The sequence below is a fragment of the Clostridium sp. YIM B02555 genome (assembly GCF_022320955.1).
Classification (GTDB): domain Bacteria; phylum Bacillota; class Clostridia; order Clostridiales; family Clostridiaceae; genus Clostridium; species Clostridium saccharoperbutylacetonicum.
This window is the reverse complement of record NZ_JAKJJY010000020.1, coordinates 103,711-118,400: the sequence shown is the minus strand read 5'-3', so window position 1 is coordinate 118,400 and position 14,690 is coordinate 103,711. Positions and strand designations below refer to the sequence as shown.

Genomic DNA, 14,690 nt, shown 5'->3' with positions numbered 1-14,690 from the left:
CATCCTCTTATTTTTTATTATAACAAAAAAGTAGACATACTTTTTTAATGTCTACTTTCATCTTACAACTTCAAATTAATTACTAGCCTTATTTTTTAATAATTCAAATTGCCATAATATCTGTTTCATTAATTTTTTCATCTAATGTAATTACTTTTCGATTATTTCTAATCTTCAATAATGATATACAAACTACTCTAACCAATATATTACTAAATAATATATCTCTTTTTTTATCACCAATGTTATTTTTATAAATCATATGCATATCTTCAATATAATTTATAATTTCCTTTGTAGATTTTAACTCAACGTCTATTTCATTCTTACATTCATCCCAAATCTTTGGAAGCTTATTCCATAACAACATCCTTTGAGACTGTTCATATAACTCGTGACAAATAATATTTTTCTTAAACACTTCATTATGAGGAAAAGTAAAAAAATCGCAGAGGTAATGCGTTAATATTCCTAGCTTAATTGATAAATTTATATTTATTTTTCCTTTATTATAAATAATTTCATCTATCATATTTAAAACAATATTCCAATCTCTACTTTTTCTATGAGCTGTCCTTCTATATTTAAAACTCAAATCAGGTAATATACTCCCATAAACAAAAGATATTGTATCAATCATAGAATATCCTTTACTTATTAGTTCCTTCCCTAAGGTATAGCCTATTTTTCCATGAAGTAAAGTATCCATATTATTCACTCCTACTATTTTTATTTAATTATAAAATAGTCAGGTTAAATCTTTATTACTTCCATGTTATTTTTTGTTAATGTTCTCTTTTTCTCATGTGCATATATTCTTCTAAAGAGATGTTTCCATAGTCCTTCAAAGCTTTAATAAGTTCATCCTCATGAATTATTCCAACTAACTCCATATCATCATTCAACACATAAAAACTATTGAATTTATTCTTATCAACTAAAGTTAATACATTTACTAAACCTTTTTTGTAATATACAGAAATAGATTTATTTTCTATGTAGTTACGTTTCTTTAACTTTCTTACTTTCCTTATTATATCTCCCATTATTATATACATAGTTTTTTCTCTTTCTATAAAGGTTGCATATGTTATTAATATTACTGCAAGAAATAAGCTTAAGTTTACCTTATGTAATAGAATAATTGTTATTATAAATATTACAGAAAATACTATTGAAATAACAAAGCTAAAAATTTCAGTAATTTTTTTTGACTTCTTATACAAAAATCTTTTTGATAATAATATTTCACACAATCTAGCTCCATCTAATGGATAAGCCGGCAGTAAGTTAAATAAACCTAAACATAAATTAATCATTATACTATTACTAATAAAATCATAGTTAAAATACTCACTTAAAAAAGCCAAAACAATAGCCATAAAAATATTAAAAAAAGGTCCAGCTGCATATAGAATTATTTTTTTACTTTCATTTAGTTCATCAATATCAATTAATTCAGCTTTTGCGCCAAAGATGCTAATATAAAAATTATTGAACTTACATCCAAAATTATTAGCAACTATTATATGTGTAAATTCATGCAATATAACCCATAAAAAACTTAAAAGGATATTAACTTTAAAATCTCCAAGCCACATAAATATTGAGATTTCTATAATAACTACAAAATACCATCTTTTCATTTTCAACCCCTATAATATTGCTATAAAAATATTTTGCAATATAAAAACAAAAAATGGAAAACATAAATATATAATAGCGTACAAAATTATGTATAATCTTACTATAATAGATTATTGATTTTGCATAGTACTACTTGTTTTTATATATTCCATAAATTTATATGCTTGTGTTTTTATATATTCTAGTTTTAAATCTGTTCCTTTTATATTTCCAATTTTAATTTCATTGATTGTATTTACACAATCAGTATAGTTAATATTATAATTTAATGCTTGCTTACATTTAGTATGCATTTCTTTAATTTGATCAGTTTGAATATATTTTAATCCTGTAAAGAAAATTAATATTATTGTTGCTCCAGTTACTTCCTTAATTATTCTCTTCATTAAATACTCTACAATTTTATCTCGATTTTTAAAGTTAAAGCCATACTTTGAATTATCAGAACTAACGCTTTTCTTTCTAAATATTGAATATTTCTTTATATCATTTTTACCTTTTGATTCATTATTTATATTTCTATAATATTCCTCATACGCTGATCTATACGCACTCATAATACATTCCTCCAAATTCATCATTATTAAATTATATTTAATATTAAATAAAATTATGAAGATAAAATTTTAATAAGTATATTAATAATATGATTTTCATTGTATATTTACTTCTAAAAAATACCCTTTTGCTTCTATTACAATATAATTATGTAATAATCAACAAAAGAGTATTTATATTATTTTAGAAATTTATTTTTTTACGTCTCATTCCAACATTTACAACCATTGCTACTGAAGCCACTGTTGAAACTAGCGAACTTCCTCCATAACTTACAAGGGGTAATGTTATTCCTGTAATAGGAACCAATCCTATTGTCATCCCAATATTTTGTAATATAGCAAATAGAAAATATGAAATTATCCCTACACATATAACAGAACCAAATATATCCTTTGAAGTTCTTGCTATAGAAATCATTTTATATATCAAGAATCCATAAAGAACTAATAATAAAACAGCCCCTAAAAATCCCCATTGACCAGCAATAGCTGCAAAAATAAAATCAGTCCAAACTTCTGGTACATTCTGCGCTGCATAAGTAGAAACTCCATTTTCTGCTAATGATGGAGTACTTCCCAAAACTCCTCCTGAGCCAATTGCAATTAGTGATTGATTTAAATGGTAAGTTGATGCATCATCAACCGATGGATTCAAAAATGCAGTAAATCTTGCTTTTTGATAGTGTTCTATCAAACCTGAATTCCATACTAATACTATTCCTAAAACCAGACACATTAAACCACCGGTTATAATTCTTATATCAAAACCCATAGTATAAAAAATCCCTAAAACTATAAAGAAACATACCATACTCATTCCCATATCTGGTTGGACTACAATAAAGGCTACTGGAACTATACAATAAAATGCTAGTATAAAAAAGTTTTTAACATCATTTATTTTTCCATCCATCTCATCTAACTTCTTAGCCAGCATAAGAATAATTGCAAATTTCGCAAATTCTGATGGTTGAATATTACAAAATCCAAGACTAATCCATCCTCTTGCACCTTTTATAACTACTCCAATCCCTGGAATCCTTGTCAATATGAGAAGGACTACAACACCCCAATATATTATAGGCACATAATTAAATATTATAGTGTAATCTACTACCATAAAAATATAGAATACAACAATAGATACTACAATCCAAAAAAATTGTGCTTTTGCATAAAATTGTCCATACTGTCCTTTTGTACATAAGTAAATATTCAACGTACCATATAAAATTAAAAGAATTAAGGAAAATAGTAAAGTCTTATCCATTTCCTTAATTAATCTTGAATCTAACCTCAATAATCTAAACAATATTTCACCTCCAAGTTACTAAAAAATATATTTCAAACTAAATATATTTTCATACCTTAATTCCTATTAATTATACATTATTATATCTATATTCTCCACACTAATTAGAACCAGTAAATAAAACATAATAAATTTGTAATAATTTTTAAATACTTTTCCATTTTTATCTTTTAAATAACTATATTGAATTACAAAAATATAATAAGCATTATACTAAAGAACAAAACTTATTCTTCCTTAGTATGATGCTTATTATATTAGATATTAAGAATTATATTATCTTCCGCGTATATTTCTAATAGGAATATTAGCTACTAATGCAGAAGAGTTTTCCCCTTCTTCATCTCCACTTTTATTTACAGATATCTCAACATCATCAACTTGTATATCAATATATTTAGATATTACTTCTAAAATTTCTTCCTTTATCTTACTAATAATCTCTGGAGCAATTTCTCCCCTATCATGTATTAAAATCAACTTCAATCTATCTTTTGCAACTTCTTTAGGCGTTGGTTTATTATTAAAATTCTTAAAAAAACCCATCTTTACTTCCTCCTCTAATTGCGCTTAAATAGCTTCTTTAAAGAGCTAAAAAAACCTTGTTGCTCTTCAATATGTAAATTCATAAGCGGCACTTCTTCTCCAGTTATTCTTCTAGCAATATTTTTAAACGCTTGTCCAGCAAATGCGCCTTCTTCTAATACAATAGGTTCACCTTTATTTGTTGAAATAGTGATATTTCTATCATCAGGTACAACTCCTAATAATTCTATTGAAAGAGTTTCAATGATATCAGAAACATCAAGCATATCACCATTTTTAGTCATTTCATAATTTAATCTGTTAACTACAACTGCATGATCGTCTAATCCCTTTGCATCAAGCTTCCCAATAACTCTGTCTGCATCTCTAACAGATGTAATTTCAGGGTTTACTACAATAATTGCTTTGTCTGCTCCAATTACTGCATTTTCAAAACCTTGTTCAATTCCAGCTGGCGAATCAATTAATACATAATCAAATTCTTCTTTAAGTTCCTTAACTATCTTTAACATTTCTTGAGGACTTATATCATCTTTATCCTTTGTTTGTGCTGTAGGTAAAAGAAATAAATTTGAGAACCTCTTATCTTTTATAAGACCTTGCTTTAATCTACATCTTCCTTCTATAACATCGATAATTGTATATACAATTCTATTTTCTAATCCTAATAATACATCTAAATTTCTAAGACCTGTATCTCCATCAATAACAACTACTTTTTTCCCTAATGAAGCTAAAGCAGTTCCAATATTAGCAGTAGTGGTTGTTTTTCCAACTCCACCTTTGCCTGATGTTATTACTATAGATACTCCCATAAAAAAACTCCCTTCAACATTCTTATATATATTTATTTGGTAGATATGGTTCAACTATTATAAACCCATCTTTTATTTTTGCTAATTCTGGATACTTGGGTTTTTCAATATCATCTGGTGATATTGCTATAACATCTGCAATTTTCAATATTTCTGGCTGTAATAAAAATGCTGCAATTACTGCTTTGGTATTTCCGTTAGCTCCTGCAATTACTTTTCCTCGTATACGTCCTAAAACAATTACATTTCCTGTAGCATACACTTCTGCGCCACTATTTATGTCTCCAATTATAACTATATTTCCATTATAATTTATACATTCGCCACCTCTAACAGTCTTCCGTATAAATTTTGTTTTTCCTTCATATACACCTGAAAATATTTTAGTTTCTTTTTTCGATACTTGTTCACTTTCTATTTCTTTTTCAATATCTTCTAGCACGATATCTTTTAACTCTATTTCTGTCAATAAAGTTTCCTTAAGAGTTTCCACCTGCTTTTTATTAATAGACTTTAAATCTATTCTTAAAACCAATGTTGTATCTTTATAAAAATGTTTTCCTTTCGAAAGCTTTTTTATGAGCAGTAAAAGCATATCTTCAAAACAAGCAAAGCTATTCATATGAATAGTAGTATTTATTCCATCTTTATTACCTTTTATTAAAATTCCATCATTATTATACATTGATGACCTCCAACGAATTTTGCAGGTTAAAATAGTTAAATCTTTTGCAAATAGCAACCTCCTTAAAATTATATCATTTAAATAACTATTTTTGTATATATGTTTCAATTATTTTTGAGTAAATTTAATAAAATTACACAAAAAAGTTTATTATTCTATAAATATACTGAATTATAAATATACATTTTAATTTTTTATACTATAACTTTAACGTAATCCATTATATCAATTGTATCTTCTGTAACTTCACAGTCTAAGGCAAGTATGTGAACACCCTTTTCCTTAGCTTCTTTTAATGCATCTGCAAATTCTTTATGTGTTTCTGCATTTGGCTCAAAATGCACTACATCTTTCATTTGTATTACAAATATTATGTAAGCCTCAAAACCTTCCTTTATGCTTTCACAAAGTTCCTTTATGTGCTTAACACCTCTTTCAGTAGGTGCATCTGGAAATTTTACAATTCCTTCATTCTCAAGGGTTACGCCTTTTACTTCTATAAATGCTCTTCCTTTTTTGGTTTCAATGTAAAAGTCAAATCTAGAACTACCGTATTTTGTTTCCGGTTTAATTAGAGTAACCTCTGTAAATAGATTTCCCTTTAATATCCATTCATGAATAACTTTATTAGTAACTTGTGAATCCATATTAATTATTCTATTTCCCTTTCTGACCGCAATAAGTGAAAATTTTGTTTTTCTTTTTGGATTTTCGTTCTTTTCTACAAAAACTTCCACATTAGGAATCAATAGTTCTTTACATCTACCTGTGTTTTTAACATGGCATACTTCTGTGCATCCATCAATTTCTATATATGCTATAAATCGATTAGGTCTTGATATAAATTTTCCTTTAAAAATATTACTATATTTCATTTTCCACCTCTTAATAATATGAAAATATCTCTATTAGGATCAAACAAACAATTTTCAATCATTCTTATTCCTAATAGAGATATTTATTATTTTTGTACATTTAGATTAATTTTAATTTGCCTTGGTATTTGCTGATGTACTTCCTGTACTAGCATTACTTTGTTGCGATGTGGCGGCTGTTTTATTGTATGGATTATCAACAACGTACTTTTTAAATGTATCTGATTTAGAAGCATAGTTAGGATCTTTTTGTAGTAATCTATCCTTAAAATAAGCCTCATAAACTGCTTTAACTGCTGAAGCAATATTACTTCCATGTCCACCATCAAACACAACTGCAACTACTGCTATTTCAGGTTCACTGTTTCCATCTGCTGGAGCATAACTTACATAAGTTGCATAAGGATCTCTTCCAAAGTCCCTTTGGTCTGTTGAAACATCGGCTGTACCAGTTTTACCTGCAGTCTTTATTGGGAATGTTCCAAAAACAGTACTTGCTGTACCACCTTCTTCACTATTAACAGCTGTCATTCCTTCCTCTACTGCTTTCCTCGTACTTGGTGACATTTGGACTTTATTTAATACTTCTGGTTTAAAATCCTGCACTACATTTCCATTAGTATCAGTAATCTTATCAACTAAATGAAGTTTATATCTTGTTCCTCCATTTGCAAATGTTGATATATATGATACCAATTGTAATGGAGTAAAGTTATTCATCCCTTGGCCTATAGATGCATAAACAATCTGCGCCGGTGATTTTATTGCACCAACTTCATCATTAATTGTAAATTGTGCTATTACTTCTGTAATAGTAGAAGCCTGTGATTCTAAGTTTACCTTTTTTCCTGTTCTTGCTTCATAATCAGCAACATTTTGTTTATACTTATCAGAATTATTCATTATATTTAAAACATCACCTTTGATGCTTTTTATGAATTCCTCATGAGTTTGTATAGAATTATCATCTGTACCAACTTTGCTTAAATTCTCCGCAATCTTATCTTTTATAGCTTTTTTGGATTTTTCAACTTCCTTATTATCACTATCTGATATTCTTATATCAAATGGCACAAATGTATTTCCATAATACTCACAATCTTTTTCTAAAATTTGTACTAAATTGAGCTTAGCATAAGACATCTGAAGTTCTTTCCATGATTTAAAGTTATATGTTTGCCCAAAACTTTCTCCTATTTCTATGCCTGTTGAGCCCTTTTGATTGGTGTTTGGATCATACCCCAATCCAAATTTCCAAGCATATTTTGCAAGAGAATCTAATGCAGTAGTATAATTACTTTTCCCTCCTGCATTTGTAAACATTCTTGTGGCAGTTTCATAAAAATAAAAGTTTATAGATTGAGCAATAGCTCTTGTTAATGTTGTTGGTCCAGTTGGACCTTCTAATCCCTTTGGACCAAATGCTGTACCGAATATTTCTGGATGTATCTTAAATTCACCAACATCATTTATAACTGAATCTGGAGTAATTGCCCCTGATTCAAGTCCCGCAATAGCCGTTAAAGGCTTAAAAGTAGATCCTGGTGGAATCTGTGACATAGTTGCATAATTATAAGTAGGCTTTGGATACAAATCGTGTATGTCACTCCAATTTCCATTTGAATCCTTGAATAATTCATCAACACTTTTACTTAATCCCATTCTTTTTACATATTCTTTTCCAAAAGCTTCATAGTCTGGCTTAAAAAATTGATTTCTCTGCTCAGATGTCATCTGTCCAGGAACTGCAAACAAATTAGGATCAAAGTTAGGGTAACTTACTAAAGCTACTATTCTTCCAGTTTTAACTTCAACTGCAACTAAAGCTCCTCTAGTTGCATTTAAAAAGCTATGCCCATCTAAATCACTTTTAGTATTATTTCTTATATTTTGAATTCCATCAGCAAAAGCTTGTTCTGCTGCATATTGAACATCTCTATCTATAGTAAGGTGAACATCATTTCCTGGTGAAGGCTCCAATTCAAACAAAGTTTGTGTTTTACGTCCTTGGGAATTAACCTTAATTGTTGATCCACCTTTAACACCCTTTAATTGGTCTTCAAAAGCAGATTCTATTCCTGACTGTCCAATTAAATCTGATGAAACATCATATCCTTTAAGTTCATATTTTTCTTTTTGAGTATCATTAATTGAAGACACATAACCCAAAACTGAAGAAGCTAGATTCTTATATGGATAATCTCTTATCGGAGACAAGCTTACATTTATTCCAGATAAATCAAATTGTTTTTGCATAACTATTAAAGATGTATCCTTTTTAATGTTTTCTGCAAGTGTTACTGATCTATATCCTTTAACACTTTGAATTTTTATAGCATCCTTCACAACCATATATCTTCTAATATCATTTAAGGAATATCCTTGCTTGATAATTTCTTCTGTCAATTCCTTGTCAGACATATTAGCATATATCTTAGCCTTGTTTTTGTCATTATAATTTGGATCCACAAGTTGAATCATATTATATGCTCTTACTAAAAAATAAAATGAATCTTCTGGTGTGATTTTCATTAATTCCTGATCTAACTGAGCATTTTGAGCATCTGATAATTCTTCAACATTTTTAAACAACTTGTTTTTTAAGGAATCATTTAATCCTCTATCTTTTTTAAATCTTAATTCCTCAGCATTTTGAGAATCCTTATTATTGCTTGAGTATTCAAAATATATATTATTATTACCATCTATTTTTAATGGCAATGTATCTTGAACTGTTTCATTATTTTCATCCAATATTTTAAATAGTTCCTTCATAGTTTCATAAAAATGTTTATCTGCGTCTTCTGTCTTTGTATAGGTAATAGTATATGTCTGTCTACTAGTTGCTAAAATATTTCCCTTGTCGTCATATATTTTCCCTCTTGGAGCTTTATCTGCAATAAATCTTGTTGATGTTATATCTGCTCTTTCCTTATATTCCTGATAATTATATACTTGAAGATATACTAATTTTAATATTATGGCTGTAAATATAACCCCCATAATAATACACAAAACAGTATATCGCGAAGTTTTCTTTTTCTTTTTCTTTATTGGTTTACTTACTATCATTTAAACCTCCACCTTTGTTTTGTATATTCATCATCATATATCTTAATAACAATCTTATATACAAAAAACATCACTACTGCATTGTAAATTCCCATAATAATACTTTTAGATAAATCAACTTCCATATTTAGTAAGTGAAATATTGCAAAAATAGCTATGTATTTTATTATTGTAATGAAAAAGGTCAAAATAACAGGTATTAACCTTTTGTTTTTTATTATTCCAGCTCCAATTATACTAGCTAAAAGACATAATAATAAATTTACTAATGAATTTACTCCAAATCCATTGAAAAAGAAAATATCCTGCAACACTCCACTAACAACACCAACAAAAACTGCTTTCTCTTTTTTATTAATCAGCGAAAATGTTATAGCAAAGGTAAATAATAAACTAGGGTAAGCACCCTTTATTGAAAAAAACGGAACTAATGAATTATCTAATATAACTAATCCTATAGAAACTAAAATAATAATTAATTTTTCCATTTAAAAACCTCTAATTATATTTAATTTCTCTCGTATCTTTTGGAGAGACAATAAATAATTCTTGTAATTTATTAAAATCTACATATGGCTTCACAATTGCATTTTTCATAACTCTAACCTTATCTTCTTCTACAGAAATTACTTCTCCAATTCTAATTTTCTTTGGATAAAGCATTCCTACACCAGAAGTGAGTATCACGTCACCTTCCTTGACATCCGAGTCCATTGGAAGATCATATACTTTTGCTAAGTTTTTATTTTGTCCATCATTAAATCCTTTAATATAACCTGTAGCTTCACTAGTTCTTTCAACCATAACACTTACAGCTAAATTTTCATTAATCAATGGTTGTATTATACTCCAGTTACTATCTACACTTGTCACTTGTCCAACTAATCCTTGTGCAGCTATAACAACCATACCTTTTTGGATATTATCATTTTTTCCTTTATTAATTATATAACCATCCAAAAAGCTACCACCACTATGACCTATAATATTACACGCAATATAGTTATAGTTTTTGTTATCTTCTTCAAAATTAAGTACTTGTCTTAACCTCTCATTTTCATCTTTTAAGTCTGAATAAGTGGCTAATTTATCTTCAAGTTCTTGATTCTTATTAATCAATTCTTTATTTTGTGCTTTAACCTCAGAAAAATTCAAAAAGAAATCTAATGTTTCTTTAATTCTATTAGTTCCTTGATATAAAAGACTTTGTACAGGGTTTAAAGTACTACCGGCACCACTTTCAATAATACTTCGATTATCTCGCTTAACAGTATACACTATTAATCCTAAAAAGCTAACTGACAGTACCACAATAGTTACTGCCAGTTTATTTCTAAGAAGCCTCATAAATTAACCTCTTTGATCCCTACTAATTTTATCAAAATCTTCTAGTGCCTTCCCTGCTCCAAGTACTACGCAATCAAGAGGTGCCTCTGCAATATGTACAGGCATATTTGTTTCTCTATTAATTAATACATCTAAGCCTCTTAGGTAAGCACCGCCACCAGCAAGCATTATTCCTTTTTCCATAATATCTGCTGCTAGTTCAGGTGGTGTCTTTTCTAATGTAGTTTTAATCGATTCTATAATAGCATATACCGGTTCTTTTAATGCCTCTCTAACTTGAGTTTCAGAAATTTCAACAATCTTTGGAAGTCCCGTAATCATATCTCTTCCTTTGATTTCCATAACCATTTCTTCATCAGAAGTTTTGTAAGCTGATCCAATTTCCATCTTAACTTGTTCAGCAGTTCTTTCTCCCACCATTAAGTTAAATTCTTTTTTAACATAAGATATTATTGATTGATCCAATTCATCTCCTGCTACTCTAAGAGATTTACTAGTTACAATTCCTCCTAAAGAAATAACAGCTACTTCTGTAGTTCCTCCACCAATATCAACTATCATACTTCCTGTTGGTTCACTTACTGGAAGCCCTGCCCCAATTGCTGCTGCCATTGGCTCTTCCATTAATATTACATCTCTAGCTCCAGAAAGCTTTGTTGCTTCTTCAATTGCTCTCTTTTCTACTTCAGTAACTCCTGATGGATAGCAAACTATTATTCTTGGGTTCTTAAATGCATTTTTAGTTGACACCTTATCTATTAAGCTCTTCATCATTGTTTGAGCTACATCAAAATCTGCTATTACTCCATCTTTTAATGGTCTTATAGCTACAATATTTCCTGGGGTTCTACCAATCATAAGTTTTGCTTCTGATCCAACTGCTAATGTTTTTTTAGTCATGTTGTTCATTGCAACAACAGATGGTTCTCTTAAAACTATACCTTTACCTTTTACAAATACTAAGGTATTAGCAGTACCTAAATCTATCCCCATATCTTTTCCTGATCCAAAAAATCCCATTTGTTTTTCCCCTTCCGATTTATATTAGTCCTCTTTCTTTAAGACTAACAAATTTATTATTTCCTATTATAATATGGTCTATTAATTTTATTCCTATGATATTTCCACATTCTCTAATTCTTAATGTAATATCTATATCTTCCTTACTAGGCGTTGGATCGCCTGATGGATGGTTATGACATATTATTAAAGAAGCACTATTCCTATTTATTGCTTCCTTAAAAATTTCCCTTGGATGAATTATAGAAGTATTTAAACTTCCTTTGAATACATCCGTTACTCTAATAATCGTGTTTTTTGTGCTTAATAATACAACTTTTAAAACTTCTTGATTAAGCGAATTCATTTCTCCCATAAGAAGACTTGCTAAATCCTTTGGTGAAGTTATCTTTATATCTCTTTTTGCTGCTTTTAATGTTTTAAATCTTTTAAAGAGTTCAGATAATGCTAAAATCTGTGACGCTTTTCCATCTTTAATCCCTTTAATAGATATTATATCTTTTAGGTTTGCACTTAAAATCCCATCAAGTCCTTCTAATTCTGATAAAAGTCTATTGCTAAGTTCTAGTACATTCTCTCCTTGAGTTCCAGTTCTAAGTATAAGTGCCAATAACTCCGAATTAGTTAAGCTATCCGCCCCATAGGTTAATAACTTTTCTTTAGGTCTCTCATTTTGTGGTATATCCTTAATCTTAAGGCTATTATCCATATAATATAATCCCTCCACATATATGATATCCCTACTCCCTCAAATATCAATATACCTCTTTAAGCATACATTTTAATTTACTTAGTGGAAGACCAACAACATTATAATAACATCCTTTTATTTCTTCAACAAATATTCCGCCTATACCCTGAATTCCATAAGCCCCTGCTTTATCTAGTGGCTCTCCTGTTTTTATGTATTCAAGTATTTCATCATCATTTATTGTTGAAAAAATCACTTCTGTAGACAAACTCTCTTGTTTAATTTCATTAGTGGTTGTATTAATTACAACAATTCCAGAATAAACCAGATGTTTCCTGCCTTGGAGCGCCTTTATCATATAAAATGCATCTTCCTCGTCTTTAGGTTTTCCAAGTATCCTATTGTCTAAAGTAACTATAGTATCTGCTGATATTATTATTGCATTGTCACCTATTTTTTTCTTTACATCAAGTGCTTTTCCCAATGCTATCTCTTTAACATATCTATCTATAGACCCCTCAAAAGGAACTTGGCTTTCATCAAACTCACTAACAATTATATCAAAATTCTTAACTAATCTTCCTAAAAGTTCTTGTCTTCTTTCTGAAGCAGAAGCTAATACTATTTTCATATGCTCACATCCTAAAATAAAGAATCTATATGTTGTAACAATGAATTTTAAATTATAAACCTAAAATCAAAACTCAATTTTATTACTTATGTAAAAAAGAAATCACAACATATTATAATATATATAATTGACAAATTATATATATTATAGACATGTTAATTATTTAACCAAAAACATTTAATCAACAAAAGTATAGAAATGAATATATTCATCATTTCTATACCATATAGTTTATCATCTAAGATGTTCTTAAACAAGTCTGTAATAACAAGTTCTGTTTTTTTTTATATAAATGTAATTTTGTCGTAATAATTTAATACTTTTTCTTAGTTTTTTATTAATTTATATAACCCTTGCATATTTGAACTATTATTTGTTCTATCTATTTCATCAGGCAGATTATTTATATATTTATCTAAATCATCAAGTTTTTTAGTTTTAGTTGCACTATCATCATTTATAATTTTATCGGACCAAGTTTTAAATTCTTTTGTTTTTATGCTCTTAACTTCATTATCTTGGAATTTATTTATAATTTCTAAGAAACCATCTACGATTTCAATTATCTTTTTGTTTTCTATATTATCATTTGAAATATTCAAATCAATTTTTGCCACATCGATTTTCTTTTGTTTAAATTCATCGATTTTCTTTATTCCATCTTCTTCTGTATATAATCCTGCCATTACTCTATATTTACCATCATCCTCTACAATAAATGGCTGACAATACTTAGTTAATGAATTTATTAACTCTTTAGCATTTTCTTCCTTAGTATAATAACCACATTGTAACGCTATAACGTTTTGAATTTTACCATCATTATCTGATACACTTGTTTGCATTAAGCTGTTCCCATTAATATTTTGTAGTTCTTTTCCAGCAAAAATCAGGTTACTTACATATACTCCGCCCCCTAAAGACATTACTACAATAACAACAACGCTACATATAAATTTTAACCTGCCTGATTTTTTGTACTCATATCTTGTGTATCTCATAATATTCCCCTTTCCTATTTTTTTAAACTTTCACATTAATTTATTGAATGTGATTTTAAGTTCCATTTTATACTTATAGATATCCAAATTAATAATCAAACTTATTAATGGAGTATAAATGCATCATTGAGAAATTATAATCGTAATGCTACACTAGAAATCATATACATTTTTCTGGAAGCAGGCATGTGAAATTGAGCTGATGATGGTTATTAGTGGAAGGTTGTTTCATTTTCTGCTTGTCATAAATTTACTTTAGGAACATGCAGAAATGGGTGCAACCTTCCAGCGAAAATTTCACTAGTACTGTGGAAGATAAATGTATCTGATTTCGGTAATTGTTGCATAAGTCTAATTCTCGCTTTTGATATCTATATCTAATAAATATTAAGTTATCTACAAATTGCAGATTATAAGTCATTATATGAATTCTAATAAAAATTCATATAATTATATTTATTATGTTAATTGCCAATATATGAGTTATG

Annotated in this window: 15 protein-coding genes; all 15 read right to left on the bottom strand. The window is 28.4% G+C overall.

Features of this window, described 5'->3' with window-relative positions; all coding sequences use genetic code 11:
• Positions 1-103 precede the first annotated feature (103 nt).
• A complete protein-coding gene (locus L3B98_RS22205; protein WP_238918285.1) occupies positions 104-709 on the bottom strand; it encodes a zinc dependent phospholipase C family protein in 606 nt (201 codons plus the stop codon).
• Between the two features lie 76 nt (positions 710-785).
• Entirely contained in the window at positions 786-1,646 is an 861-nt protein-coding gene (locus L3B98_RS22200; RefSeq protein ID WP_238918284.1) for a site-2 protease family protein, read from the bottom strand.
• Positions 1,647-1,757: 111 nt separating this feature from the next.
• Positions 1,758-2,204 (bottom strand): hypothetical protein, encoded by a 447-nt coding sequence (locus tag L3B98_RS22195; RefSeq protein ID WP_238918283.1) that lies wholly within the window; start codon positions 2,202-2,204, stop codon positions 1,758-1,760.
• A gap of 184 nt (positions 2,205-2,388) precedes the next feature.
• Complete coding sequence (locus tag L3B98_RS22190; RefSeq protein ID WP_238918282.1) at positions 2,389-3,519, bottom strand: FtsW/RodA/SpoVE family cell cycle protein; 1,131 nt, start codon at positions 3,517-3,519, stop codon at positions 2,389-2,391.
• A gap of 276 nt (positions 3,520-3,795) precedes the next feature.
• Positions 3,796-4,065: a cell division topological specificity factor MinE gene (gene minE / locus L3B98_RS22185; RefSeq protein ID WP_238918281.1), complete on the bottom strand. Its 270-nt coding sequence runs from the start codon at positions 4,063-4,065 to the stop codon at positions 3,796-3,798.
• A gap of 14 nt (positions 4,066-4,079) precedes the next feature.
• A complete protein-coding gene (gene minD / locus L3B98_RS22180; protein ID WP_015395285.1) occupies positions 4,080-4,880 on the bottom strand; it encodes a septum site-determining protein MinD in 801 nt (266 codons plus the stop codon).
• A 22-nt stretch (positions 4,881-4,902) separates the two neighbouring features.
• The gene (gene minC / locus L3B98_RS22175) at positions 4,903-5,565 is read right to left on the bottom strand and encodes a septum site-determining protein MinC (RefSeq protein WP_238918280.1); all 663 of its coding nucleotides are present in this window, start codon (positions 5,563-5,565) and stop codon (positions 4,903-4,905) included.
• A gap of 194 nt (positions 5,566-5,759) precedes the next feature.
• A complete protein-coding gene (gene sfsA, locus L3B98_RS22170) occupies positions 5,760-6,440 on the bottom strand; it encodes a DNA/RNA nuclease SfsA (RefSeq protein WP_238918279.1) in 681 nt (226 codons plus the stop codon).
• Positions 6,441-6,551: 111 nt separating this feature from the next.
• Positions 6,552-9,512 carry a penicillin-binding transpeptidase domain-containing protein gene (locus L3B98_RS22165; protein WP_238918278.1) on the bottom strand — a complete coding sequence of 987 codons (2,961 nt, stop codon included), beginning with the start codon at positions 9,510-9,512 and terminating at the stop codon, positions 6,552-6,554.
• The gene (mreD, locus tag L3B98_RS22160) at positions 9,509-10,000 is read right to left on the bottom strand and encodes a rod shape-determining protein MreD (RefSeq protein ID WP_238918277.1); all 492 of its coding nucleotides are present in this window, start codon (positions 9,998-10,000) and stop codon (positions 9,509-9,511) included. Before mreD ends, L3B98_RS22165 begins: the two co-directional genes overlap by 4 nt.
• A gap of 10 nt (positions 10,001-10,010) precedes the next feature.
• On the bottom strand, positions 10,011-10,859 hold the full coding sequence (gene mreC, locus L3B98_RS22155; protein WP_015395290.1) for a rod shape-determining protein MreC: 849 nt from the start codon (positions 10,857-10,859) through the stop codon (positions 10,011-10,013).
• A 3-nt stretch (positions 10,860-10,862) separates the two neighbouring features.
• Positions 10,863-11,879, bottom strand: a complete 1,017-nt coding sequence (locus tag L3B98_RS22150) for a rod shape-determining protein (protein ID WP_015395291.1) — start codon at positions 11,877-11,879, stop codon at positions 10,863-10,865.
• A 19-nt stretch (positions 11,880-11,898) separates the two neighbouring features.
• Complete coding sequence (gene radC / locus L3B98_RS22145) at positions 11,899-12,588, bottom strand: DNA repair protein RadC (RefSeq protein WP_238918276.1); 690 nt, start codon at positions 12,586-12,588, stop codon at positions 11,899-11,901.
• A gap of 46 nt (positions 12,589-12,634) precedes the next feature.
• Positions 12,635-13,201, bottom strand: coding sequence for a Maf-like protein (locus L3B98_RS22140; protein WP_238918275.1), 567 nt, complete (start codon positions 13,199-13,201; stop codon positions 12,635-12,637).
• Between the two features lie 326 nt (positions 13,202-13,527).
• Positions 13,528-14,202, bottom strand: a complete 675-nt coding sequence (locus tag L3B98_RS22135) for an SPOR domain-containing protein (RefSeq protein ID WP_238918274.1) — start codon at positions 14,200-14,202, stop codon at positions 13,528-13,530.
• Positions 14,203-14,690: the final 488 nt, after the last annotated feature.